29 protein-coding genes are annotated in these 23,927 nt (G+C 67.6%); 16 read left to right on the forward strand and 13 right to left on the reverse strand.

Going from position 1 to position 23,927, the window contains the following annotated elements; genetic code table 11:
* Positions 1 to 549: 549 nt before the first annotated feature.
* Positions 550 to 1,572 carry an aspartate-semialdehyde dehydrogenase gene (locus tag LCM15_RS09900; protein WP_224855919.1) on the reverse strand — a complete coding sequence of 341 codons (1,023 nt, stop codon included), beginning with the start codon at positions 1,570 to 1,572 and terminating at the stop codon, positions 550 to 552.
* A gap of 392 nt (positions 1,573 to 1,964) precedes the next feature.
* Here LCM15_RS09900 and LCM15_RS09905 point away from each other — a divergent pair, with 392 nt between their 5' ends.
* Positions 1,965 to 3,851, forward strand: a complete 1,887-nt coding sequence (locus LCM15_RS09905) for a polysaccharide biosynthesis protein (protein WP_224855920.1) — start codon at positions 1,965 to 1,967, stop codon at positions 3,849 to 3,851.
* A 72-nt stretch (positions 3,852 to 3,923) separates the two neighbouring features.
* Here the strand turns inward: LCM15_RS09905 and LCM15_RS09910 are convergent, their stop codons facing one another.
* Entirely contained in the window at positions 3,924 to 4,766 is an 843-nt protein-coding gene (locus LCM15_RS09910; protein ID WP_224855922.1) for a TIGR00730 family Rossman fold protein, read from the reverse strand.
* A gap of 77 nt (positions 4,767 to 4,843) precedes the next feature.
* On the opposite strand from LCM15_RS09910, the gene LCM15_RS09915 reads away from it, so the two are divergent.
* Positions 4,844 to 5,761 (forward strand): threonine/serine dehydratase, encoded by a 918-nt coding sequence (locus tag LCM15_RS09915; RefSeq protein ID WP_224855924.1) that lies wholly within the window; start codon positions 4,844 to 4,846, stop codon positions 5,759 to 5,761.
* Positions 5,762 to 5,787: 26 nt separating this feature from the next.
* On the opposite strand, the gene cobS is transcribed toward LCM15_RS09915, so the two are convergent.
* The 3 genes from cobS to cobU are packed head-to-tail and all read right to left on the reverse strand — an operon-like array spanning position 5,788 to position 8,053.
* A complete protein-coding gene (gene cobS, locus LCM15_RS09920; RefSeq protein WP_224855926.1) occupies positions 5,788 to 6,537 on the reverse strand; it encodes an adenosylcobinamide-GDP ribazoletransferase in 750 nt (249 codons plus the stop codon).
* Entirely contained in the window at positions 6,534 to 7,544 is a 1,011-nt protein-coding gene (gene cobT / locus LCM15_RS09925; RefSeq protein ID WP_224856661.1) for a nicotinate-nucleotide--dimethylbenzimidazole phosphoribosyltransferase, read from the reverse strand. The genes cobS and cobT overlap by 4 nt, the downstream gene beginning before the upstream one ends.
* Positions 7,545 to 7,546: 2 nt before the next feature.
* The gene (gene cobU, locus LCM15_RS09930) at positions 7,547 to 8,053 is read right to left on the reverse strand and encodes a bifunctional adenosylcobinamide kinase/adenosylcobinamide-phosphate guanylyltransferase (protein ID WP_224855928.1); all 507 of its coding nucleotides are present in this window, start codon (positions 8,051 to 8,053) and stop codon (positions 7,547 to 7,549) included.
* A gap of 43 nt (positions 8,054 to 8,096) precedes the next feature.
* On the opposite strand from cobU, the gene LCM15_RS09935 reads away from it, so the two are divergent.
* Positions 8,097 to 8,687, forward strand: a complete 591-nt coding sequence (locus LCM15_RS09935; RefSeq protein WP_224855930.1) for a histidine phosphatase family protein — start codon at positions 8,097 to 8,099, stop codon at positions 8,685 to 8,687.
* On the forward strand, positions 8,684 to 9,619 hold the full coding sequence (gene cbiB, locus LCM15_RS09940) for an adenosylcobinamide-phosphate synthase CbiB (RefSeq protein ID WP_224855932.1): 936 nt from the start codon (positions 8,684 to 8,686) through the stop codon (positions 9,617 to 9,619). Before LCM15_RS09935 ends, cbiB begins: the two co-directional genes overlap by 4 nt.
* 3 nt (positions 9,620 to 9,622) lie before the next feature.
* Here the strand turns inward: cbiB and LCM15_RS09945 are convergent, their stop codons facing one another.
* Positions 9,623 to 10,339: a response regulator gene (locus LCM15_RS09945; protein WP_224855933.1), complete on the reverse strand. Its 717-nt coding sequence runs from the start codon at positions 10,337 to 10,339 to the stop codon at positions 9,623 to 9,625.
* A gap of 130 nt (positions 10,340 to 10,469) precedes the next feature.
* On the opposite strand from LCM15_RS09945, the gene mce reads away from it, so the two are divergent.
* Both mce and LCM15_RS09955 read left to right on the forward strand, forming a co-directional pair.
* The gene (gene mce / locus LCM15_RS09950) at positions 10,470 to 10,874 is read left to right on the forward strand and encodes a methylmalonyl-CoA epimerase (RefSeq protein WP_224855934.1); all 405 of its coding nucleotides are present in this window, start codon (positions 10,470 to 10,472) and stop codon (positions 10,872 to 10,874) included.
* A 33-nt stretch (positions 10,875 to 10,907) separates the two neighbouring features.
* A complete protein-coding gene (locus LCM15_RS09955) occupies positions 10,908 to 11,195 on the forward strand; it encodes a DUF1467 family protein (RefSeq protein ID WP_224855935.1) in 288 nt (95 codons plus the stop codon).
* 123 nt (positions 11,196 to 11,318) lie between these two features.
* On the opposite strand, the gene LCM15_RS09960 is transcribed toward LCM15_RS09955, so the two are convergent.
* Both LCM15_RS09960 and LCM15_RS09965 read right to left on the reverse strand, forming a co-directional pair.
* Positions 11,319 to 12,023, reverse strand: a complete 705-nt coding sequence (locus LCM15_RS09960) for an EI24 domain-containing protein (RefSeq protein WP_224855936.1) — start codon at positions 12,021 to 12,023, stop codon at positions 11,319 to 11,321.
* Positions 12,020 to 12,598, reverse strand: a complete 579-nt coding sequence (locus LCM15_RS09965; protein ID WP_224855937.1) for a nitroreductase — start codon at positions 12,596 to 12,598, stop codon at positions 12,020 to 12,022. Before LCM15_RS09965 ends, LCM15_RS09960 begins: the two co-directional genes overlap by 4 nt.
* Positions 12,599 to 12,720: 122 nt before the next feature.
* Here LCM15_RS09965 and LCM15_RS09970 point away from each other — a divergent pair, with 122 nt between their 5' ends.
* Positions 12,721 to 12,978, forward strand: coding sequence for a DUF167 domain-containing protein (locus LCM15_RS09970; protein WP_224855938.1), 258 nt, complete (start codon positions 12,721 to 12,723; stop codon positions 12,976 to 12,978).
* Positions 12,979 to 13,173: 195 nt separating this feature from the next.
* Here LCM15_RS09970 and LCM15_RS09975 read toward each other — a convergent pair whose 3' ends face one another.
* The 4 genes from LCM15_RS09975 to LCM15_RS09990 form a co-directional block, all read right to left on the reverse strand.
* Positions 13,174 to 14,007, reverse strand: a complete 834-nt coding sequence (locus tag LCM15_RS09975) for a shikimate dehydrogenase family protein (protein WP_224855940.1) — start codon at positions 14,005 to 14,007, stop codon at positions 13,174 to 13,176.
* Between the two features lie 26 nt (positions 14,008 to 14,033).
* Entirely contained in the window at positions 14,034 to 15,329 is a 1,296-nt protein-coding gene (locus LCM15_RS09980) for a TRAP transporter large permease (RefSeq protein ID WP_224855942.1), read from the reverse strand.
* Positions 15,326 to 15,892 (reverse strand): TRAP transporter small permease, encoded by a 567-nt coding sequence (locus LCM15_RS09985; RefSeq protein WP_224855944.1) that lies wholly within the window; start codon positions 15,890 to 15,892, stop codon positions 15,326 to 15,328. The genes LCM15_RS09980 and LCM15_RS09985 overlap by 4 nt, the downstream gene beginning before the upstream one ends.
* A gap of 107 nt (positions 15,893 to 15,999) precedes the next feature.
* On the reverse strand, positions 16,000 to 17,001 hold the full coding sequence (locus LCM15_RS09990; protein ID WP_224855946.1) for a sialic acid TRAP transporter substrate-binding protein SiaP: 1,002 nt from the start codon (positions 16,999 to 17,001) through the stop codon (positions 16,000 to 16,002).
* A gap of 169 nt (positions 17,002 to 17,170) precedes the next feature.
* Here LCM15_RS09990 and LCM15_RS09995 point away from each other — a divergent pair, with 169 nt between their 5' ends.
* From LCM15_RS09995 to LCM15_RS10025, 7 genes are read left to right on the forward strand one after another with little or no spacing between them, the layout of a single operon-like run.
* On the forward strand, positions 17,171 to 17,896 hold the full coding sequence (locus LCM15_RS09995; protein ID WP_224855948.1) for a GntR family transcriptional regulator: 726 nt from the start codon (positions 17,171 to 17,173) through the stop codon (positions 17,894 to 17,896).
* On the forward strand, positions 17,893 to 18,690 hold the full coding sequence (locus LCM15_RS10000) for a sugar phosphate isomerase/epimerase family protein (protein WP_224855950.1): 798 nt from the start codon (positions 17,893 to 17,895) through the stop codon (positions 18,688 to 18,690). The genes LCM15_RS09995 and LCM15_RS10000 overlap by 4 nt, the downstream gene beginning before the upstream one ends.
* On the forward strand, positions 18,687 to 19,139 hold the full coding sequence (aroQ, locus tag LCM15_RS10005; protein WP_224855952.1) for a type II 3-dehydroquinate dehydratase: 453 nt from the start codon (positions 18,687 to 18,689) through the stop codon (positions 19,137 to 19,139). The genes LCM15_RS10000 and aroQ overlap by 4 nt, the downstream gene beginning before the upstream one ends.
* Entirely contained in the window at positions 19,136 to 20,029 is an 894-nt protein-coding gene (locus LCM15_RS10010; protein WP_224855954.1) for a dioxygenase, read from the forward strand. Before aroQ ends, LCM15_RS10010 begins: the two co-directional genes overlap by 4 nt.
* Before the next feature lie 7 nt (positions 20,030 to 20,036).
* Entirely contained in the window at positions 20,037 to 20,819 is a 783-nt protein-coding gene (gene hpaH, locus LCM15_RS10015; RefSeq protein ID WP_224855956.1) for a 2-oxo-hept-4-ene-1,7-dioate hydratase, read from the forward strand.
* 10 nt (positions 20,820 to 20,829) lie between these two features.
* Positions 20,830 to 21,591, forward strand: coding sequence for an HpcH/HpaI aldolase family protein (locus LCM15_RS10020; protein WP_224855958.1), 762 nt, complete (start codon positions 20,830 to 20,832; stop codon positions 21,589 to 21,591).
* Positions 21,582 to 22,229, forward strand: coding sequence for a transporter substrate-binding domain-containing protein (locus LCM15_RS10025; protein WP_224855960.1), 648 nt, complete (start codon positions 21,582 to 21,584; stop codon positions 22,227 to 22,229). Before LCM15_RS10020 ends, LCM15_RS10025 begins: the two co-directional genes overlap by 10 nt.
* A gap of 231 nt (positions 22,230 to 22,460) precedes the next feature.
* Here LCM15_RS10025 and LCM15_RS10030 read toward each other — a convergent pair whose 3' ends face one another.
* On the reverse strand, positions 22,461 to 22,727 hold the full coding sequence (locus LCM15_RS10030; protein WP_224855962.1) for a hypothetical protein: 267 nt from the start codon (positions 22,725 to 22,727) through the stop codon (positions 22,461 to 22,463).
* Positions 22,728 to 22,863: 136 nt separating this feature from the next.
* Between LCM15_RS10030 and LCM15_RS10035 the strand changes: the two genes are divergently transcribed.
* Together LCM15_RS10035 and LCM15_RS10040 are read left to right on the forward strand one after the other, a co-directional pair.
* A complete protein-coding gene (locus tag LCM15_RS10035; protein ID WP_224855964.1) occupies positions 22,864 to 23,565 on the forward strand; it encodes a M48 family metallopeptidase in 702 nt (233 codons plus the stop codon).
* 95 nt (positions 23,566 to 23,660) lie between these two features.
* Positions 23,661 to 23,918 (forward strand): DUF6455 family protein, encoded by a 258-nt coding sequence (locus tag LCM15_RS10040; RefSeq protein WP_224855966.1) that lies wholly within the window; start codon positions 23,661 to 23,663, stop codon positions 23,916 to 23,918.
* The last annotated feature ends 9 nt before the right edge of the window (positions 23,919 to 23,927 follow it).

Below are 23,927 nucleotides of genomic sequence, written 5' to 3' on the forward strand. Positions count from 1 at the left end.
TCACAGACGCTCCGTCAGGCCGCGCAACGGCAAGCACCGGAACGCAACCTGACGGGCCGGCGCCCAGCGTGCCGAACCGGCACCCGGGCACGCCGCGCCCCGTTACCCCGGAGAGAGCGAGAGAGACATCGGGCGAACGGGGCGCGAGGGGAGCGAGGGGAGCGAGGGCCTTGCGCCTGCGGAGCCCACGCAGCCACCGCCTGAGGACCCGCGATGGCGGGCGCCGGTGGCGGATGGAGAGCAACAGGCTGCGGGCGATCAGGGCTTCGATGCGACGATCGCGGGCGCGCGCGAGAAAATCGATGGTCATAACCGGTTTCCTCCGTAAGGACGGGGGCCGTATTGGCCAGGGACATGGCGGGCTCTCCGCCTCCTCCCTGTTCTAGCCGGCTCGCCCGCGCCCTCGCCATCGGGCCGACGGCTAGGACCGAAGGCCAACGGTCGAGCGCACCTGTCCGTTCGGAGAGCCTGCCCCCGGCCTTTGCCCCGAAACGAAAACGGGGCCCGCGAGGGCCCCGTCATGGTCAGCTCAACGAAGTGGCAGAAAGATCAGCCCTTCCTCAGGACCTTCTGGCCGAGAACCTCGGCGATCTGCACCGCGTTCAGCGCCGCGCCCTTGCGCAGGTTGTCCGACACGCACCAGAAGTTCAGACCGTTCTCGATCGTCGAGTCCTGACGGATGCGGCTGATGAAGGTGGCGAAATCGCCGACGCATTCCACCGGCGTGACGTAGCCGCCGTCCTCGCGCTTGTCGACGACCATGATGCCCGGCGCCTCGCGCAGGATATCGCGGGCCTCGTCCTCATCGAGGAAATCCTCGGTCTCGATGTTGATCGCCTCGGCGTGCCCGACAAAGACCGGCACCCGCACACAGGTCGCGGTGACCTTGATCGACGGGTCGACGATCTTCTTGGTCTCGGCGACCATCTTCCACTCTTCCTTGGTGGAGCCGTCTTCCATGAAGACGTCGATGTGCGGGATCACGTTGAACGCGATCTGCTTGGGGTACTTCTTCGGCGGCACCTCGGAGACAGGGTTGTAGACCGCCTTGGTCTGATCCCAGAGCTCGTCCATGCCTTCCTTGCCCGAGCCGGAGACCGACTGGTAGGTCGAGACCACGACGCGCTTGATCTTCGCGCGGTCATGCAGCGGCTTGAGCGCCACCACCATCTGCGCGGTCGAGCAGTTGGGGTTGGCGATGATGTTCTTCTTGGAATAGCCCAGCACCGCGTCTGCGTTCACCTCGGGCACGACCAGCGGCACGTCCGGATCGTAGCGGTAGAGCGACGAGTTGTCGATCACCACGCAGCCCGCGGCGGCGGCCTTGGGCGCGTACTCTTTCGTCGCGTCGGACCCGATGGCGAAGAGCGCCATGTCCCAGCCGGTGAAATCGAACGTGGCGAGGTCCTGGGTCTTGAGTGTCTTGTCGCCGAAGCTCACTTCGGTGCCGAGCGAACGGCGCGATGCCAGCACCGCGATCTCGTCCACCGGAAACTCGCGCTCGGCGAGGATGTTCAGCATTTCACGACCCACGTTGCCCGTGGCGCCTGCGACAACGACCTTATAGCCCATCTGGCTCTCCTTCGTTTGCAATACGCGTGCGCACGGCTCCCGCGGCACGTCGGATTGGCGCGCGTGATACCTCATGCCCCCCTTCAGCGAAAGGGGCTTCGGAGAGATGGGGTGTGAAACCGGGGTTCCGTCACCGGTCGGATCTGCTGCAAACGGCGGCGAGCGCCGCTTTCGACGGCAAAACCGGGGTCAAATCGGTGAAAACCCGCCAATTCTCGCAGTTGCAGCAAATCCACCTTGTATAGAGATTAGGCACTCGCGTAAACGAGAGCTGGATTTGAGGACGCGTTGGGCACAGACTGGCGCCGCCCGTCGGGCCGGCCAAAAGCTCGATCCTCCAGCCGTTTGAATGCGCGAATTAAACGAACTTCGTTCGTCAAGGACAGGAAGACATGCTGCAGAAGCTCTACAAGATCGTCACAACTTTGACGCGAGCGCAAAAGCAACTCTTCTTCCTCCTCATGGATTCGGCGGCCATCGCGATCGCGTTCTTCACCGCGCTGGTACTGACCGGCCAGATGAGCCCAGATGGCTCCTCGGCCCTGCAGATCGCGCCGATGCTGGCGGTGCTCGTGGCAGCGGGCAGCGCCGCGTCGTGGTGGATCGGCCTGCCGCTCTTCACGCTGAACGCCTACGATATCCGCGGCGTCACCCGCACCGCGGCCTTTGCGGCGACCTGCGGCGTGCTCAGCGTGGGGCTCGACGGCCTGATCGCGCCGAGCCTGTCGATGCCGGTCCATGTGAACTTTGCTCTACTGCTGCTGGTGCTCTGCGCCACGTGGCGCATCGCCCTGCGTCAGGTCCTGCTCGAGATCTATCGCCGCGGCCAGACCCGGATGCGGGTGCTGATCTACGGCGCCGGGCAGACCGGTCAGCAACTGGTGGCGGCACTGCGCCACGATCGCGCGGTCGAGCCGGTGCTGTTCGTCGACGACAACCCGACTCTGCAGAGCAAGATGGTCGCGGGGTTGAGAGTGCACGCCCCCTCGGCGATCGGCGATCTGGTGACCCGCAAGCGCATCGACCGTGTCGTGCTTGCCATGCCGTCGATCAGCCAGCCCCAGCTGGCCCGCATCGCCCATCGCCTGCGCATGATCGGCTGCGAAGTGCACGCCCTGCCCTCCTTTGCCGAGCTGGTCGGCGAGGGCGAGCTGCGCAAGCGCGTCGCGCCGGTGTCGCTCGACGATCTGCTCGGGCGCAACCGCCTCGAGTCCGAGCTTCCCGGCGTCAGCCACGCCTATAGCGGCCGCCGCATTCTGGTGACCGGTGCCGGCGGCTCGATCGGCTCCGAGCTGTGCCGCCAGCTCATCGCCTGCAAGCCCGACTGCGTGGTGCTGGTCGATCATGCCGAGCTGAGCCTCTACAACATCGACAAGGAACTGCGCGATCTCGCCAGCAACATGACCATCGTGCCGGTGCTGGGCTCGGTCCTCGACGAGACGCTGATGGCGGATCTGATGCGCGAGCACGAGATCGAGGTGGTGCTGCACGCCGCCGCCTACAAGCACCTGCCGCTGGTCGAATGCAACGTGCTCTCCGGCATGAACAACAACGTCATCGGCACCAAGGTCCTCGCCGAGGCCGCGCGCGAGGCCGGGGTCGAGCGCTTCATCCTCGTCTCCTCCGACAAGGCGGTGCGCCCGACCAACGTGATGGGCGCCTCCAAGCGGCTGGCCGAGCTGATCGTTCAGGATCTCGCCACCCGCAGCAGCGGCACCCGCTTCTCGATGGTGCGCTTCGGCAACGTGCTGGGCTCTTCGGGCTCGGTGATCCCCCTCTTCGAAGAGCAGATCGCCCGCGGCGGGCCGGTCACCCTCACCGACGAACGGGTCACCCGCTACTTCATGACCATCTCGGAGGCCGCCCGACTGGTCCTGCTCGCCGGCTCCTTTGCGCGTGGCGGCGATGTCTTCGTGCTCGACATGGGCGACCCGGTGCCGATCCACAAGCTTGCTCGGCAGATGATCGAAGGCGCCGGCTATACCGTGCGCAACGCCAACAATCCCGACGGTGATATCGAGATCCAGGTCACCGGCCTGCGCAAGGGCGAGAAGCTGCACGAAGAGCTGCTGATCTCCTCCGACATGCTGACCACGCCGCACCACAAGATCATGCGCGCGCAGGAAAGCTACCTGTCCGAGTTCGAGATCGCCACCGCCCTCAAGGATCTTCGTCAGGCCATCGGAACGCTCGACGAACCCATGGCCCGCGGCATCATCTCTCGCTGGGTCGAGCGCCACGAATCGGACGAGAACGCCGGGGAAAAGCAGCGCGTTTGAGGCTGGCTCCCCGCATACGGGCATAGAAAAAAGGGAGGCCGATGGCCTCCCTTTCTCGTTTCAGGCAGCGACTCAGCGCCCCGGAATATCGTCGCGCGGCGGCGCCGGGTCCCACTCCTCGATGATCGCGGCAGCCTCGTCGGCGGTCTCCACGAAGCGGAACAGGTCGAGATCCTCGGGGCTGATGGTGCCCGCGTCCTCGAGCGCCTCCCAGTTGATGATCTTTTCCCAGAACGCCCGCCCGAACAGCAGGAACGGCACTCGCTCCATGCGCCCGGTCTGGATCAGGGTGAGCGCCTCGAACATCTCGTCCAGCGTGCCGAAGCCGCCGGGGAACACGCAGATCGCCCGCGCGCGCATCAGGAAGTGCATCTTGCGGATCGCGAAGTAATGGAAGTTGAAGCACAGATCCGGGGTCACGTATTCGTTCGGCGCCTGCTCGTGCGGCAGCACGATGTTGAGCCCGATCGACACACCGCCGGCCTCCTCCGCGCCGCGGTTGCCGGCCTCCATCACGCCCGGGCCGCCGCCGGTGGTGACCACGAATTCGCGGTTGCCCGAGGCCAGCGACTTTTCGGTCATCTTCTGCGCGAAGAGCCGCGCTTCCTCGTAGAAATGCGACAGGTCGGCCAGCGTCTGCGTGCGCGCCCCGGCTTTCTCGGCGGGCGACGGAATGCGGGCGCCGCCGAACAGCACCACGGTCGAGTCGATCTGGTGTTCGTCCATCAGGAGCTGCGGCTTGAGCAGCTCGAGCTGGAGGCGTACCGGGCGCAGCTCTTCGCGGCACAGAAACCCCTCGTCGGCGAAAGCGAGCCGGTACGAGGGAGCGCGAGTCTGCGGCGTGTCGGGAATGTCCTCGGCGGTCTTCCGATCGCGCCCCGCGTCGCGAAAGATGGAATGGCGTTCGTCGTTCATGCTCTGGGGTATCCTTGTCCTGCCTTTAGACTGACTATAGCGTGCCGATCTGCCGCGACACTATCGGAAGACCGGAAATGAACTGGAAACACGCAATCTCGAGCGCCGCCACCCGGATCGAGGGCCACGCTCAGATCACCCCCACCATGACGACCGCCACGCTCTGGACGCGCCCCGTCGAGCTCAAGCTCGAACAGCTCCAGCACACCGGCAGCTTCAAGGCGCGCGGGGCCTTCAACACGCTGCTGTCCGAGCCGGTGCCCGAGGCGGGCGTAGTCGCGGCCTCGGGCGGCAACCACGGCGCGGCGGTCGCCTATGCCGCGACCCGGCTTGGCCACAAGGCGCAGATCTTCGTGCCCGAGATGGCCGGCCCCGCCAAGATCGCGCTGATCGAGCGCACCGGCGCGGCGCTGACCGTGGTGCCGGGCGAATACGCCAACGCGCTCGACGCGGCCCGCGCCTACGAGGCCGAGACCGGCGCGATGCAGGTCCACGCCTACGACGCCCCCGGCACGGTGGCCGGTCAGGGCACCTTGATGCGTGAATGGGAAGAACAGGGGCTGCAGGCCGACACCGTGCTGATCGCGGTCGGCGGCGGCGGGCTGATCGCCGGATCGCTGGGCTGGCTGCAGGGCACGCGCAAGGTCGTCGCGGTCGAGCCCGAGACCTCCTGTGCGCTGCACGCGGGTCTCGCCGCCGGGGCGCCGGTCGATGTGCAGGTCTCGGGCGTGGCCGCCAACGCGCTCGGCGCGCGCCGGGTGGGCAGCATCTGCCACGAACTGGCGCAGGCGCATCTCGGCGCTTCGGTCCTGGTCGCGGACGAGGCCATTACCGAGGCCCAGACCGCGCTGTGGCAAAGCCATCGCCTGCTGGTCGAACCCGCCGGTGCCACGGCGCTCGCCGCGCTGCGCTCGGGCGCCTACGTGCCCGAGCCGGGCGAGCGGGTGGCGGTGCTGGTCTGCGGCGGCAACATCGCACCCGACCCGCTGGGCTGACCCGCTGACCCAATGGCTCGGGGTGCTCAGAGCGCGGCGCTGAGCACCACCCAGCCGGCGATCTCGGAACAGAGCTGCACCGCGCCCAGAACGTCGCCGGTCTGGCCTCCGAGCCGCGCCTTGGCGCGCTGGCCGACGATCCAGACGGCGGCGGTCATCACCAAGAGCGCCAAGACGCCGGCGAGGCCCACGAAGGGCACGATCAGCAGCGACAGCAGCCCGCCGGGCAGCCAGCACATCCGGTCCTTGCCGGCGCTGGCGGCGAGATGGCCCAGCCCGTCATCGCGGGCAGGCGGCAGCCAGTCCATCACCACGAGGATCGCCAGCCGGCTGACCACGGCGCAGAGCAGCAGTGCAAGACCGGTCTGTGGCCCGGAGGGGAAAGCCGCGAGCGCCGCCGCGCCAAGCCCCACGGCAAGGATCAGCGCCAGCACGCCGTAGCTGCCGACCCGGCTGTCGCGCATGATCTCGAGCCGCTGCGCGCGGTCGCGCCCGCCCATGCCGTCGGAGAAATCGGCAAGGCCGTCATGGTGCAGCCCCCCGGTCGCCAGCACCAGCGCGGTGACCGCCAGCAGCCCGCCGACGAGCGGCGGCAGGCCCAGCGCCCCCGCCCCCGCCAGCACCGCCCAGACGATCAGCGCCAGCGGCACCCCGGCCAGCGGAAAGGCCCAGCGGGCATGGGTGATCTCGGGCGCGGGCCCCTCGAAGGACCCGACGGGCAGGCGCGTCATCATCATCAGCGCCAGGCGGATCTCGGGGAGGCGCCGCCGCCTCACCCGCCCGAGACCCCGGCCTCTGCGAAGGTCGCCATGCCATTGTGACAGGCCAGCGCCCCACGCAGGACGCCCAGCGCCAGCGCCGCGCCCGAGCCCTCGCCAAGCGCCATGCCCAGATCGAGGATCGGGCGCTTGCCCATCGCCTCGGTCATGCCGCGATGGCCGGGCTCGGCGCTGGCATGGCCGATCAGGCAGTGATCGAGAAGACCGGGCCGTGCCGCGTGCAGCGGTGCGACGGCGGCGGTGCAGATGAAGCCGTCGAGCAGAACCGGGATGCGCGCCAGCCGCGCCGCGATCACCGCGCCGCAGATCGCCGCCTGCTCGCGCCCGCCGAGGGCCGCGAGGATCTGCAGCCCTGTCGCCCCCTCGTGCAGGGCCACGGCGCGGGCCACGACGTCGGCCTTGTGCGCGATGGCGGGCGTGTCCGAGCCGGTGCCGCGCCCCACCCAGCTCTTCGCATCGCCGCCGAACACCGCGTGCGCCAGCGCCGCAGCGATGGTGGAGTTGCCGATGCCCATCTCGCCGAGGATCAGCACGTCGGCGTCGGGGTCGACCGCGGCGGCCCCGCGGCGCATGGCCTCGAGCGTCTCGGCCTCGGTCATCGCCGGCGCTTGCGTGACATCGGCGGTCGGGCGGTCGAGATCGAGCGCCACCACCGAGAGTTCTGCGCCGTTCAGCACGCAGAGCTGGTTGATGGCCGCGCCACCACGCTCGAAATTGGCCACCATCTGCGCGGTGACCTCCTGCGGGAACGGGTTCACCCCCTGCGCGCAGACGCCGTGATTGCCGGCAAAGACCAGCGCCTGTGCCCGCTCGATCGCGGGCCGCGCCCTCCCCTGCCAGCCGGCGAGGAATTCCGCCAGATCCTCGAGCCGCCCGAGCGAGCCCGGCGGCTTGGTGAGCTCCATCTGGCGGGCGCGTGCGGCCTCGGCGGCGGCGTCGTCATAGGACGGCAGATCAAGCGTGGCAGCGTCTTCGAGCGCGTGGAGCGGCAGCAGGTCGGTCATGGTCATTTCACCTTCATCGGGTAGCCCGCGACGCTGAGCCAAAGCTCGTCGCTGGCGGCGGCAATTGTCTGGTTCACCAGCCCCGCCGCGTCGCGGAAGGCGCGGGCGAGCGCGTTCTCGGGCACGATCCCGGCCCCGACCTCATTGGTCACGAACACCACCGGCGCGCGCTGCTCCGGCAGGATCGCCGCCAGCGCCTCGGCCTCTGCCTGCCAGTCGCGTTCGGCCAGCATCAGGTTCGACAGCCACAGCGTCAGGCAATCGACCAGCCGCGGCGCCTCGCCGTCGCTGTCGCTCAGCGCCTGCACCAGCCTGATCGGTTCGGAGATCGTGTGCCATTCGGGGCCGCGGCGGGCCTGGTGGCGGGCGATGCGCTCAGTCATCTCGGCGTCATGCGCTTCGGCGGTGGCGATATAGATCGCCGGGCTGCCCAGCCCGAGCGTCATGCGCTCGGCCAGCCGGCTCTTGCCCGAGCGCGCACCGCCGGTGATGAGGATCGACTTTCCCATGGCTCCGTGACAAAGCAGGTTCCGCGCGATTTGGGAAGCCCGCATGAGACCGCCCGAAACCAACGAGTTGCTGCTGATCCGCCACGCCCTCGCCGATCACGGAGGGCGGCTTTGCGGACGCACCGATGTGCCCGCCATGCTGCCGTCCGAGCCTGACCTCGCCCCGCTGCGCGGCTGGCTGTCGGGCTGTTCCAGCGTGGTGAGCAGCCCGGCCCGGCGCTGCCTCCAGACCGCCGGCGCGCTGTTTCCGGAGACTGTCGTGGCCACCGATGAGCGGCTCTGGGAGCAGGATTTCGGCGCCCATGACGGGCTGCGCTTCTCGGAGCTGCCAGATCTCGGCGTGCTCGACCGCGAAACACTGGCGGCGCATTCCCCGCCGGAGGGTGAGAGTTTCGCCGCCATGGTGAGACGAGCACAGCCGGCGCTTAAGGCGCTGGCGGCGCGCGCCCGGGCCGGAGGGCCGGTCGCGGTGGTGGCCCATGCGGGCACCGCCCGCGCGGCGCTGGGGCTGGCGCTCGAGCTGCCCTCGGCAGGGCTCGGCTTCGAGATTGCGCCGCTGTCGGTCACGCGGCTGCGCTGCCACGAGGGTGGCCTTTCGGTCATCGCGACCAACTGGGCGGGACCGGGCGCATGATGTTTGCCGGCATGATGGCGGTGGCCTTCGCAATCGATTGCGTCCTCGGCTGGCCCCGGGCGGTGTTCGCCGCTCTGAGGCATCCGGTTGTGTGGATCGGGGCGCTGATCTCGGCGCTTGAGCTGCGGTTGAACGCGGGGACGCCGGCCCGGCGCCGCGCGATGGGCGGACTGACGGTCATCCTCGTGCTCACTGCCGTGCTGATCCCGGCACTGTTGCTGCAACTAATGCTGCCGGACGGGCTGACCGGTCTGCTCCTTGGCGGGGTGCTGGCCTGGCCGCTGCTGGCGGTGCGGTCGATGCACGATCACGTGGTCGCAGTCGCCCGGCCGCTGGCGCGCGGCGATCTGGGCGCGGCGCGGCAGGCGGTCTCGATGATCGTCGGACGCGACCCCACGAAGCTCGGACAGGCGGGCGTGGCACGCGCCGCCCTCGAGAGCCTTGCCGAGAACAGCTCGGACGGGATCGTGGCCCCGCTGCTTTGGGGCGTGATCGGCGGCCTGCCCGGAATCGCAGCCTACAAGGCGATCAACACGATGGATTCGATGATCGGCCACCGCAATGACCGCTACGAGGATTTCGGCAAGGCGGCGGCCCGGCTTGACGACCTTGTGAACTGGGGGCCTGCGCGGCTCACCGGGTTGCTCTTCGCGCTGGCCTCGGGCCGGCCGGCCCGGGCGATCCGCGTGATGCGGCGCGACGCGCGCCAGCATCGCTCTCCCAATGCCGGCTGGCCCGAGGCGGCGCTGGCCGGCGCGCTGCCGGTGCGGCTGTCGGGGCCGCGGGTCTATGGCGATCTGATCGCCGACGAGCCCTGGGTCAACGGCGCCGCGCCCGATCCCGACGCGCAGGCGCTGGCCCGGGGGCTGGCACTCTACCGCCGCACCATGGCGCTGGCGGCGCTGGTTGTGCTGCTCTTCGCCCTGCCCTAGCGCTCAGATCGCCACGCGATCCTCGAGCCTTTCCTGCACGAGGCCCATGACGCGGGCGATGTCGCCCGTGGCAGCGCGCCCCTCGCTCCGGGCCTCGGCCAGCTCCTCGGCGGCGCGTTGCAGGGCGATGTCGCCGGCACTGACCGCAACGCCGCGCAGGAACTGGGCGACATAGTCGAGCGATTGCGCATCGCCGTCCTTGTCCAGCACATCCGCCGCCAGAGCCATGTCATCGCGATAGGCCATCGGATCGGGGCAGACCGGCTCTTCGGTGGCCATGCGCACCCCGGCGGGGCGCCGGTCCGGCGGCAGGTGCGAGATGATCTCGGACTGGAAGCGCAGCACGCTCTCCACCGGCTTGGCAAGGAAGCCGTCCGCCCCGGCCGCCAGCGCCACATCCTCGGCGAAGCTGTCGCCGCTGGTGCCGAGGATCACCCCGACACGGGGCGCCGCCGACACCATCTCCGAGATCAGCTCGGCGCCGCAGCCATCCGGCAGGCCGAGATCGATGATCGCCACGGTGGGGCGGTAGACGTTGAGATGACGCCGCGCCGAGAACAGGCAATCGGCGCGCCGGATCCGTGCGCCGCTGCGCAGGCAGAGCAGGCGCATGGCGTCGCTGGCGAAACGGCTGTCCTCGACAACGAGAACCGTCATGCCCAGCAGCGGCCGGGTGGCGGTGGGGCGCGGCAGGTAGGTCTGCACATCCGAGTCGGTCATTCTGATCCTCCATCTGGCACTCTGGTCAGGATTGCCGGTTGCCCCTAACGGGCGGTTAACGCTCGCAGCATCTTGCGAACTCTGCCGCCCGCGGGCGATAACCGTCGCGATCTGAGAGAGGAGACCCGCCATGATCGGCCGTCTGAACCATGTCGCCATTGCCGTGCCCGACCTCGAGGCCGCGGCAGCACAATACCGCAACACGCTTGGCGCCACGGTCGGCGCCCCGCAGGACGAGCCCGAGCACGGTGTCACGGTGATCTTCATCGAACTGCCCAACACCAAGATCGAGCTGCTCTACCCGCTGGGCGAGGACTCCCCGATCAAGGGCTTTCTCGACAAGAATCCCTCTGGCGGCATTCACCATGTCTGCTACGAGGTCGACGACATCCTCGCCGCGCGCGATCACCTGAAGCAGAGCGGCGCCCGCGTGCTGGGCTCCGGCGAGCCGAAGATCGGCGCTCATGGCAAACCGGTGCTGTTCCTGCATCCCAAGGACTTTCAGGGCACGCTGGTGGAACTCGAGCAGGTCTGAGCCTGCTCTCTCGGTCGCAAAGGGAGGCCTTATATGGGACTTACATCCGCACTCGTGCTCTATGCCGTGATCTGGTTCATGACGTTTCTGATCGTGATCCCGTTCCGGCTCGAGACGCAGGGCGACCGCGGCGAGATCGTCGAGGGCACCCATGCCGGCAGCCCCGAGGTGCACAACCTCAAGCGCAAGGCGCTGATCACCACGCTCATCGCTCTGGCGCTGTGGGCGGTGATCGCCGGCATCATCATCTCGGGCTGGATCACGGTGCGCGAGCTCGACAGCTGGATGTTCAACCGCATGGGCCCGCCGTCGGGTCTGTAACCCGCGTCAGGCCCGCCACGGGCCCGAGCCGCCTTGCGGCGAGATGACCTGCGCGGCGCGCCCTTGGCGCGCCGCTCCGCGTTGCAGCGTCAGATCAGATGACACCGACCGGCTTTGAAGAGGTCAGGCCCGCAGGCGTCTGGCTTCGAGCCGGTGGAACAGGTGCGTGAAGGTCGCCGCGCCGAGGATCGGCACCAGCAGGTTGATCAGAGGGATGGTCAGCGGCACCACCATCAGTACGCCGGCGATCCAGATCGTCACGAAGTAGCGCTTGCGCAGCTGCGCGGCCCCGTCGCGCCCGACCCGTCGGATCGCCGCGAGGGTGAAATACTCGCGCCCCAGCAGGAACCCGTTCAGGCCCCAGAAGATGAACGGCGCCAGCGGTGCTAGGAAGATATAGAGCACCAGCGCCACGATGTTGGCGCCGATGAGCACCCCGAGGAAGGCCAGCGAATCGCGGATGTTGTCCATCAGCGACAGCTCGTTCGCGGGGCCAAGCGCCGGGTAGTGCCGGTCTTCGACCGCCTGTGCCACGTCATCGAGGAAAATGCCGGTGATCGCCGAGGCCACCGGCACCATCAGGAACACCGATAGCAGCAGCATCAGCGGGATCGCGCCCCAGCTGATCGCGTCGTCGACCCAGCTCACGGTGCCGATCCATGGCAGCGACACGCTGTCGCCGAGGAACCAGCCCACCACCTGCACGAAGACCACGTAGACCGCCACGAAGATCGCCACGGTGATGCCCAGCCCCTTGGCCAGCACCGCCTGGAACCGGCGGTCGCCAAGCTGGCCCACCGCGGCAAGAAAGGAGGCGGCGGGGATCATTCCGACACCCAGTCCGTGATCGCGTCGAGATCCGGGCGCGGGCGCTCGGGCGGGGCCGAGCTTTCGGTGCCGATATGCAGGAACCCCGCGATCCGCTCCTGCGGCGCAAGGCCCAGCGTCGCCTCGAGGAAGGGACGGTCCTCGGCGATCCAGCCCGAGAGCCAGTTGGCGCCCCAGCCGCTGGCCAGCGCGGCGTTCAGCAGTGCAAGGCAGACCGCGCCGGCGGAATAGGTCTGCTCGATCGCCGGCACCTTGGGGCTGTCCTTCGGCGATTCGACCACCGCCACGCAGAGCGGGCTGTCGGCGAACTGGGCGCGGGCCTTGTCGGCCTGCCCCGGCTCGTAGCCGAGCGCCGCGCCCCGTTCGGCGGCAGCAGCAGCCAGCCGCTGGAGGGCCGGGCCCTGCAGCACGATGAAGCGCCAGGGCTCGAGCTTGCCGTGATCGGGGCTGCGCGCCGCAGCGGTGAGGATCGGCATCAGCGCCGCACGGTCCGGGGCCGGGGCGGTCAGCGTCTTGGCCGGGCGCGAGCGGCGGCTGAGCAGGAAGTCCATCGCGGCGGGGTTGGGTGTGGGCATCGGCATCTCCTTGACGGTCCGCCCCTATGTCAGACTTTAACCCGCCGGTTTCAACCGCCCGCGTTGCCCGGCGCCGGGCCGGCTGCTAAGCGAAAGGCTCCCCAGCCCGGAAGGACCTTCCCATGGCCAAGGCCACGCTCCCCCATCTGGCGATCCCCGGTGCCACGCTCGAGCTGCGCGTGACGCCGAAAGCCTCGCGCAACGAGATCCGCGAAGAAGCCGGCCAGCTGCGGGTCTACGTCACCACGGTGCCGGAGGACGGCAAGGCCAACGCCGCCGTGCAGAAGCTGCTCGCCAAGGCTCTGGGGCTGCCGAAGTCGCAGCTAACGCTGGTGCGCGGAGCCACCTCGCGCGACAAGACGTTCCGGGTGGAGCCCTGAGGGACCTATCTGATCGGCGTGACGCGCGCACGCCGCGTGTCAAAGCGGTGCGGTCCGCCCCACCGGGTGGGGCCGCCCCTAAAGCCGCGCATTTCCGCGCAGGCACGACAGACGCGGTGATCTGCCTGACGCCCTCCCGAGAAGCCACGTCATAGCACCCCGTCTACGGTCTAACCGACCGCCGCGACGCTCCCTTCAGTAAGAGATCCGCGCGACCTCGCGCAGCTCGTCGGGCGTCGTGGGGCGAAGCCCGAAGAACTCCAGATAGGCCGGGATCTGTTCGAACAGCATGTCGGTGCCGACCTGAAACCTGCAGCCCTTCTCGCGGGCGGCGGCGAGGAACGGGGTGATCTCCTGCTTCATCACGACCTCGCCGACGAAGGTCGAGGGCGCGATCCGGTCGACATCCATCGGAAGCGGGTCGCCCTCCTTCATGCCCAGCGGCGTCGCGTTGACGACAACGTCGAACCCCGCCGGATCCTTCGATCCCGTGCTGACCTCGAGCGCGGGGTAATGCTGGCGCAGGTGGTCGGCCAGTCCGTTCATCGTCGGTGCATGGTTGTCGTAGAGCGCGAGTGTCGCGACCCCTGCCTTGGCCATCGAGGCCGCGATCGCCGAGCCGACCCCGCCCGAGCCCACCACGAGGACGCGCGCCCCCTCGAGCACCTGCCCCTTGCGCAATGCGCCGCGGACGAACCCCTCCCCGTCGAACATGTCCCCGACCAGGCCACCCTCCGCGTTCAGGCGCACGGTATTGCACGATCCTGCGACGGCGGCGGTCGTGTGCACCTCGTCCAGAAGGGCCACGGTGGTGACCTTGTGCGGCATGGTCACCAGCGCGCCCCTGATGTTCGAGAGCCGGAAGACCGAGCGCAGAAAGTCGGCGTAATCCTCAGCCCGACATCCCATCGGTACGACGGTGACATCGATGCCGTGCTTCTCGAAATACGGGTTGTAGATCATCGGCGCCCGGAAGGACTCGGTGGGAAAGCCGAGATGGGCGATGAGTTGGGTTTTGCCGGAGATCACGGGGGACACCTTGAGTTGCGAGCCGGTCAGCCGTCGTAGCCGAGCAGACGTGGGAGGAAGAGGACGATGCCGGGGAAGAGGGTGATCGCGAGCAATGCGCCCACCAGCACGATGAGGAACGGCACAACTTCGCGAATGATGTCGCGCAGCGGGATGCCGGTCACCGCGTTGATGACGAAGAGCAGGATCCCGTAGGGCGGCGTGATCAGCCCGATCATGCAGTTCACCACGACGACTACGCCGAAATGCACCAGATCGATGCCCAGCAGTTTGCAGGTCGGGATGAACAGCGGCACGATCACGAGGATAATCGTCGTTGCGTCCAAAAGGCAGCCAAGGCCCAGAAGCAGCAGGTTGACGGCCAGCAGGAAGACGATGGGCGAGACGTCGACATCGTCGAGATAGCTTGCCAGCGCCGCCGGAATGTTCTCGGACGCAACGATGTAGTTGAGGATCAGCGCGCCGCCGATCACGACCCCGACCGCCGCGGACGACCGTGCACTGTCCACGAGGATCGAATACAGCGTCCTGACCTTCAGGGTCCGGTAGAAAAACACCGACAGCAGCAGGGCATAGGCGGCGGCGACCGCGGCGGCTTCGGTCGGTGTGGTGACCCCGCCATAGATGCCATAGAGCAGGATGGCCGGCATCAGCAGCGCCGGGAAGGCCCGACCGGTGACCCTCGGCAGGTCGCGGATGGCCACCGGCTCTTCGGTGGCAAAGCCGCGCCGGTGGGAGATCCACCAGTTCATCGCCATTAACACCGCGCCCATCAGAAGGCCGGGCAGGATCCCGCCCAGGAACAGCGCGCCGATGGAGGCATTCGAGATCAGCGCATAGAGCACCATCGGGATCGACGGCGGGATGATCGGGCCGATGGTGGCCGAGGCCGCGGTGATCGCCGCGGCGTAGCCCGCCGGGAACCGCCCGTCCTTGCGCATCATGTCGATGATGATCTTGCCGATGCCCGCGGCATCCGCGACCGCAGAGCCCGACATGCCGGAAAAGATCAGCGAGGCCATCACGTTGACATGGCCGAGGCCGCCCTTGAACCGGCCCACGGTCGCGACGCAGAAGCCAAGCAGCCGGTCCGAGATCGTGCCCGCGTTCATGATGTTCGCGGCGACGATGAACAGCGGCACGGCCAGCAGCAGGAAGCTCTGGTAAATGCCGTCGACGAGCGTCTTGCCGACGAGCCCGATGGAAGTGCCCGACACCACCATGTAGCTCATCGATGCGACGATGATGGCGTAGGCGATGGGCATCCCGATCCCGGCCAGCAGGAACAGGGTGCCGATCATGGCAAGGAGTTCGACGCTCATTTCAGGTCTCCGTCCCGCACCGATTTTTCGTAGGGAAGCACGTGCAGGTCCTTGTCTGCCCCATGCCGGGCGATATCGATCGCACGCCACAGGTAGCGAAGCCCGACCACCGCGAGGAACAAGAAGTAGATCGAATAGATCGGCAACATCTTGACCGGCAGCGTCGCCGACGACTTCAGCCGCAGGATCTGCATCCGGTCATAGGTCGGCCCGATCGACGCCCACAGGGCGACGACGATGATCACCGCCCCGATGATGCCCATGACCGAGCGGGCGCGCGGGCTGGCGGTGTTGTAGAAGATGTCGAACGTGACGTGGTCCCGGTCCTGCACGATGAACGCGTTGCCCCAGAAGATCGTCCAGAGCCACATCACGAGGATCAGCTCGAAGGTCCACCCGAAGGTGGCGGCGTCGATGGCGTTGCCTGTCAGGGCAGTGAACCATTCCGAACCGACGGCGTAACGGACGAAGATCTGCAGAACGAAGGTGCAGAAGATCGCCGCCATCATCGCCGCGGCAACCCCTTCGGTGAACCAGCGGAAAGCTCTCGTTATGATCGGCATTGCCACGTCTCCCTGTCTCACTCGCTGCGCGGTCCGCCGCCGCGCCCCGGGGGTCCGCGCCACGCAAGGCGGCGCGGGACCAAAGGCGAACGGCGGCGTGCCCGGTCTTAGTTGCCGAGCGCGTTGACCGCTTCGAGCACGCCCTCGGGCCAGGCCGAGGAGTAGTCGCTCTCGAGATAGGCGGACTGCACGGCCTCGCGGAACGCCGCGACGTCGGGCTCGTAGATCTCCATCCCCTGCTCCTTGAGGAACGAGACCTGTTCTTCTTCGAGGGCGAGCTGCGCCTCGCGACCCGACTTGGCGGCTTCGACCGCGGCAGAGGTCAGCGCCTCCTGCTGCTCCGCCGGCAGGCTGTCGAACAGCTCGGCAGAGACCGCGATGAAGTTCCAGTCGACGAGATGCGAGGTCAGCGCGATCTGGTTCGTCACCTCGTAGAATTTCGAGTCCACGACGGTCGGGAGGGGGTTGTCCTGCCCATCCACGGCGCCGGTCTGAAGCGCGGTGTAGACCTCGGAGAAGGCCATCGGGGTCGGGTTCGCCCCGAGCGCCCGGCCAAGGAACTGCCACGCATCGGTGCCCGGCATACGCAGGTTGACGCCGTTCAGGTCGGCGGGCGTCTGCACGTCGATTTCCTCGCGGGTCTGACGCAGGTTCACATGACGCCGGCCAAGATACATCGGCGCCAGCAGATGCACGCCGAGCTGCTCGCGGACTTCCTGCTTGAAGGGGTCCATCACCGGATCGTTGAACACGGCGACCTGATGGTCGGCATCCTGCATCACGTATCCCGCGGCAAAGATCGACCAGTCGGGGAAGAAGGTCGCCAGCTCCTGCGCCGCGGTGATCGACATCTCCAGATCGCCCGAGGCAATCGCCTCAAGCTCGCTGCCCTGCGCGAAGAGCGTGCCGTTCCAGTGCGGCTCGAAGTCCGCGAAGTCGGCAACCGCCGGCCCGAAAACCTCGGTCATCGCGACGGCGCGCTGATCGGTTTCGGAATTCACCGCCGACAGCCGAAGTTGAACCTTGTCCTGAGCGAACGCGCTGCCGGACGTGACGGCGAGCGCCGCGGTGGCGGCCAGTACAGCCCGCCGAGTAACCGAAAATGACATGTGTCTCCTCCCTGATTTTCAATTCGGGCGACCGTCACCGGCCGCGCCGAATCCAATGATTCGAGGAGTAGAGAAAGAAATCCACCCAGTCTAGAGAAATCGATTTTAAATCTTTACATCGATACTAAGCCATGAAATCTTCCAGTCATAGAAACTTCGGACGCGCCCCATGACCACGTTGGATGCCACAGCCAGAACACCGGACACCGCCCCGAAATCCGTCGGCAAGCCGACGATTGCGGGCCAGGTCGAGGCGCGGATGCGGCACGACATCCTGCATGGGATCCTGAAGCCGGGCGCGCGCCTGAACCTCGACCAGCTGCGCACGACGATGGGGGTCGGCCTCTCGCCGCTGCGCGAGGCGGTGACCCGCCTGGTCGCCGATGGGCTGATCGAGGTCGCCACGCAGCGCGGCTACACGGTCACCCCGACCTCGGTCGCCAATCTCGACGAGGTCAGCGCGCTGCGCATCGAGCTCGAGCCCTACGCGCTGCGCCGGTCGATCGCGAATGGCGGCCTCGACTGGGAGACGTCGGTGATGGCGGCGCTCTACCGCCTCAACAAGACCGACCGCATCGCCGGAGACGAAGCCAGCCTGGCCGAATGGGAAGCCGCCAACAACGCGTTTCACCTTGCCCTGATCGAGCGCTGCGACATGCCGCTGCTGTTGAAGATGTACAACTCACTGGTCAACCTGAATGACCGGTATCGTCACATCTACCTGCAGGCGGTCGGCATTCAGCGCGAGGTCATCGACGAACATACGGCCATCGCGCAGGCGGCAGTCGAGCGGCGCGCCGACGACGCGGCAGACTTGCTGTGCAAACATATCGAGAGATCCACCAACAACCTGCGCCGCCTGATCGCCGCAGAGCTGCCCAAGGTCTCCGAATGACCCGTAAGCTCGGCCTCGGCCATTTCACCTTTCTCGACCTCTCCCCCACCGAGCTCGTCAGGCTGGCACGGCAGTCCGGGTTCGACTTCGTGGGCCTTCGGTTTCACCCCGTCGCGCCGGGAGGGCTCCACTACCTTCCCGCCACGCAGGACGTTTCGGAGCTGCGCCGCGTGATGGAGGGCGAGGGAGTCGCGCTCTACGACATCGAGACGGTGGTCATCGACCGCACCCTCGACCCCCGGTCACTGATCCCGGCGATGGATGCGGCGGCGGAGCTTGGCGGCAGGCGCGTGAACACCTGCGCCGACCTGTTCGACGGCCTGCCCGATCGCTTCGCGCAGGTCTGCGCGCTGGCACAGGAACGCGGTCTCGGCGTCGATCTCGAATGCATGGCATGGCGTGGCATCGACAGCCCCCAGGCCTGCCTGGAGCTGATCGACCAATCCGGCGCGTCCAACGCCGCCTACCTCGTCGACGCGCTGCATCACCTGCGCTGCGGCGGCACGCCGCAAGGCATCGCGGCGATGCCCGAAGGCCGCGTGGTCTCGGCCCAGCTCTGTGACGCGCCGGCCAAGCGCCCAAGCACCACCGACGACCTGATCGCCGAGGCCCGCGGCGGGCGTCTCCTGCCCGGTGAGGGCGGCCTGCCCCTGCGCGAGATCGTGGCCGCGCTGCCTGCCGAGACCATCGTCTCGGTCGAACTGCCCTCGGCGGACGACCCCCGCCCTCCGGCGGAGCGCGCCCGCGCCATTCACTCCGCCACCACCGCCCTTCTGGAAGGACAGCCGACATGAAGACCATCGTGGTCCTGAACGGGCCGAACCTGAATCTGCTCGGCAAGCGCCAGCCGCAGATCTACGGCCATGAGACGCTCGAGGATGTCACCCGACTTTGTGAGGCCGCCTGCCCCGAGGATTTCGATATCCGGCTGCTGCAATCGAACCATGAAGGCCAGATCATCGACTGGATCCACGAGGCCCGCGAGACGACCTGCGGGATGGTGATCAACCCCGCTGCCTTCACGCATACCTCGGTCGCCATTCTGGACGCGCTCAACACCTATGAGCCGCCGGTCATCGAGGTCCATATCAGCCAGGTCCACAAGCGCGAGGCATTCCGCCACCATTCCTACGTGTCGCATCGCGCCGACGGCGTCATCGCGGGCCTCGGGATCGAAGGCTATGCCGCCGGCGTGCGGCGCATCTGCCAGCTTGTGGAACGATCGACGGAGGCTGCGATATGACGATCATCAAGAGCGAACGCGACGTGACGCCGGCCGTACAGGCCGTCATGGCGCAAACCGACGATCCGCGCCTGCGCGAGATCATGACCTCCCTCATCACCCACCTGCACGGCTTCGTGCGCGATGTGCGGCTGAGCGAGTCGGAGTTCCAGGCCGCCACCAAGATCCTCAACACGATGGGGCAGCAGTCGAACGACAAGCACAACGAGTTCGTGCTGATGGCAGGCTCGCTCGGGGTGTCCTCGCTGGTGTGCCTGCTGAACAACGGCGATGGCGGCGCCACCGAGACGACGCAGTCGCTGCTCGGCCCGTTCTGGCGGATGAACCAGCCGCTGACCGAAAACGGCGGCTCGATCCTGCGCTCGGACACGCCCGGGCCGCGACTCTACGGTCTGTTCCGGTTTCACGATCAGGACGGGCGCCCGGTCGAGGGGCTGGAGGTCGATATCTGGCACGCCTCGCCCGTGGGGCTCTACGAGAACCAGGATGAAAGCCAGGCGGACTACAACCTGCGCGGCAAGTTCATTACCGATGCAGAGGGGATCGTGCGCTTCAAGTCGGTCAAGCCGATCGGCTACCCGATCCCGACCGACACCACCGTCGGCCAGTTGCTCAAGGCGCAGGACCGCCACCCCTATCGCCCGGCGCATGTGCATGTGCTTGCCCACAAGCAGGGCTTCAAGACGCTGATCAACCAGACCTACGTGGACGAAACCGACTACCTGACATCGGACGTGCAGTTCGGCGTGACCGAAGCGCTGATCGGCAAGCTCGAGCGCCATGACGGGCCGCACCCCGAGGAGGGCGACATCGGCGAGTGGTACACCCTCGAGCATACCCTCTTCATGGAACCCGGCGAATCCCGCCTCCCCATTCCACCAATCAAGTGAGACTGACATGTTGAGCGACCAGAACCGCCAGGCGGCGGCGGATGCGATCCTGACCGCCGAACGGTCCCGTGAGGTTTGCCCGCAGCCCTCCGCCACATGGCCGGACATGACCCTCGAGGATGCCTACGACGTGCAGCGCCGCTGGGCCGAGGCACGCATCGCGGCCGGCGCGCGGATCGTCGGGCGCAAGATCGGCCTGACCAGCCGCGCCATGCAGCAGGCCTCAAAGATGACCGAGCCCGACTATGGCGTGATCCTCGACGATGCGCTGTTTCAGGATGGCGCCCGGATCACCGCCGGCACCTTCATCAAGCCCCGGCTGGAGGTCGAGCTGGCCTTCATCATGGGCGAGGACCTGTCCGGAGCGGGGTGCCAGATCCACGACGTGCTGCGCGCTACGGAATTCGTGCAACCCGCACTCGAGATCATCGACTACCGCACCGAGGTCCCCCGCCAGATCGTCGACACCATCGCAGACAACGCCGCCTTCGGCGCCATCGTGCTGGGCGGTCGTCCGATCCGGCCCTTCGACGTCGATCTGCGCCGGGTCGGCGCGACCCTGTCGCAGAACGGCGTGATCGAGGAAACTGGCCTCGCCGCGGCCGTCATGGGACACCCCGCCGCGGGCCTGGCCTGGCTCGTCAACAAACTGGCACCGCTGGGCGATGGCCTGAAGAAGGGCGACATCGTCCTCGGCGGTGCCTTCACGCGCCCCGTGGATATCAAGTCCGGCGATGTCATCGCGGCGGATTACGGCGAGCTTGGCTCGATCGGCGTCGGCTTCGAATAGGATCAGTATCATGAAACTTCCTCCCAATACCTTCAAAGCCGCCCTCCGCGAGGGCCGTCGCCAGATCGGCATCTGGCATTCCCTGTGCGACCCCACGGTCGCCGAATTGCTGGCCGGCTGCGGCTACGACTGGGTCATGCTGGACACCGAGCACTCCCCGGTCGGCCCGGCGGAAGCGATCTCCTTCCTGCGCGCGGTCGCTCCCTATCCCACGAGCCCCGTGGTGCGCCCCGGCTGGAACGATCCGGTCGAGATCAAGAAGCTGCTCGATGCCGGCGCCCAGACCCTGCTGATCCCCTATGTCCAGACCGCGGACGAGGCGCGCGCGGCCGTCGCCGCCGTGACCTATCCGCCGAAGGGCATCCGCGGCGTGTCCGGAATCACCCGGGCCACCCGCTACGGCGCGGTCTCGGGCTATGCCCAGCGGGCCAACGAAGAGATCTGCCTGCTGTTGCAGGTGGAAACCCGCGAGGCGCTCGACAGGATCGAAGAGATCGCCGCCGTCGAGGGCGTCGACGGTGTCTTCATCGGGCCTGCCGATCTGGCCGCCAGTTTCGGCTATCCCGGCGAGCCGTCGCATCCCGAGGTTAAGGCGGCGATCCTCGAAGCCCTCGCCAAGCTGGAGCGGCTGGGCGTTCCGGCGGGCATCCTGTCGCTGGATCAGGACTTCCTGCGCGAGGCGAAAGACGCCGGCGCGCGCTTCATCGCGGTCGACGTGGACAGTGGCCTTCTTCGCAAGGCAGCTCTCGCGCGGCGGGCCGAATGGGACTGACAGGCGACGCGCTCGGGCAGGACGGCACGCTGCGCGTCGGGCTGAACATGAACAACGCCGCGCTGATCCGGAAGGACGGCGCGGCCTATGCCGGGGTCGCCTACGCGCTGGCCCAGAGGCTTGCCGAAGCGGCCGGGCTGCGGCTCGAGCCGGTCGAGTATCCGAACGCACGTTCGGTCGTCGATGCGGTCGGCAGCGAGTGGGACATCGCCTTTCTCGCCATCGATCCCGCGCGGGCGGACCGGATCGCCTTCAGCGATCCCTACCGGTCCGTCGAGGCGACCTTCCTTGTGCGCGACCGCGCGCCGAACCTGCGGTGTTCGGACGTTCTGGCCTCCGGCGATCCAATCCTGAGCGCGCGCGGGGCCGCCTATCACGCGCAGCTCGAACCCCTCGCAAAGCCCGAAGCTCTCATCGTCGCGGCGTCTCCCGCAGAGGCGCTCGAGCGGTTCCGGTCGGGCGAAGGGTCCGCACTGGCGGGCATCCGCAACACCCTCGCCGCGCAGGAAGACGCGGGGTTCGGTGTCGTTCCCGACTGCTTCGCGAGGATCGAACAGGCGGTGGCGCTGCCGCTTCATAATCGCGCGCAGTTGGGGTTCGTGAACGAGATCGTGTCGGCGTTTCGCGACGAGGCGTGATCCTGAGGCCGCTGCCCTCAGGCTTTTCCTCCGCGACGACCGTGCGGGCCGCTTTGGTACTGCGGCCCGACGACCCTCAGCTCATCGACAGGCTTGCGGTCGCGGTCGCGCTGGAACGGCTCTGCGAGGCCCCGAAGGGCGCTTTGACGACCTTTGGCCACAGGATGCGCGACGGGCTGCGAGCGCGGTCGGCGCGCGGGACAGCCTTGACCGAGACCGACGCCCGAAAGCTCACGCCTCGGCGTCGCCATCCTCTCCGTCCCCGTCAGTCTCGTCGCGCACATAGACGCCTTCGGGCAGGCTGATCGCGGCCGCGAGGTCGCGCATCTGGGTCATGGAAAGGGTGATCTTGTGCACCTTGTCGGTGCGCGGATCGTATTGCTCGACGGTGATGCAGTCCTCGAACCCCATGACGATCACGTCTTCCTGGAGATAGCTGCTGCCCTCGTCGACGAGGGTGACGACCGTGGCGTCGAATTCGTGCTCGATGCTAAACATGAGATCAGCCTAGCCCAGCCGGAATACGCTGCCTATCCCGAAACGCCACACCCCCGATCCCGCGACAGCGACCCACTGGCGCTGCGGGCACGCGGCACCTATGCTGGTCGAAACCCCTTGCGATGGGAGCCTGCTCTTGATCCTCCGCCTCCTGCTTCCAGCCCTCCTGCTGCTGCTCGCCGCCTGCGAGGTCACGCCCGTCTCCGTGAGACCGGAGCAATCCGCCACGCGCGCCGAAGCAGACCGTGCCATTCGCCAGTTCGTCGATGTGGCAAGCCGGATCGAGCCCATCGCCGAGGCCGAATGCCGCCGCTCGTCGCCGCAGTTCAACTGCGATTACCTGATCGTGGTCGACGACCGGCCCGGGCAGGAGGCCAACGCCTTCCAGACGCTCGACCGGCAGGGCCGCCCGATCATCGCCTTCAACCTCGCGCTCATCGCCTCGGTCGAGAATGCCGATGAGCTGGCCTTTGTCATGGGGCATGAAGCCTCGCACCACATTCTCGGCCATCTGGCCCGCGTCGAAGAGGACGCCGTCATAGGGGCCATCATCTTCTCGGGTCTGGCCGAGATGTCTGGCGCCGATGCCGCGACGGTGCGCTCCGCCGAGGAGTTCGGCGCCAGCGTCGGCGCGCGCAGCTTCTCCAAGGAATACGAGCTCGAGGCTGACCAGCTCGGCACCATCCTGACCATGCGCGCGGGCTACGATCCGGTGCTCGGGGCGGAGTTCTTCATGCGCATCCCAGATCCCGGCGAGAAGTTCCTCGGCAGCCACCCGCCCAACGGCGCCCGCATCGCGATCGTCAGGCGCACCGCCGCGGCCTACGCCACCAACTAAGCGCGTCCCGTCGGTTGACCTGCATCAAGGGCAGGCCCGCCCTGCCCTGCTAGGATTGTAGCCGTTCAACGCTGCAACCTGCAGGAGATATGACGATGCCCGGCCGCACCGATTACACCCGCCATGCCCGGCTTGTCGACCGCATGGCCGGCACGCTCGGGATCGATCTCGACGAACAGATGATGCGTGGCAGGGTCACCGCCTCGCAGATCGACGATGCCGTGCTCGGCTGCACCGGCTGCACCCGGCCTTGCGACTGCGAGACCTGGCTCTCAGCTCAGAAGGGCGCAGCGCCAGAGGCCCCCGGCTATTGCCGCAACACAACCCTGTTCGACGCGCTGCGCGACACCTGAACCGATGAG

Source organism: Salipiger bermudensis (assembly GCF_020171625.1).
GTDB lineage: Bacteria > Pseudomonadota > Alphaproteobacteria > Rhodobacterales > Rhodobacteraceae > Salipiger > Salipiger bermudensis_B.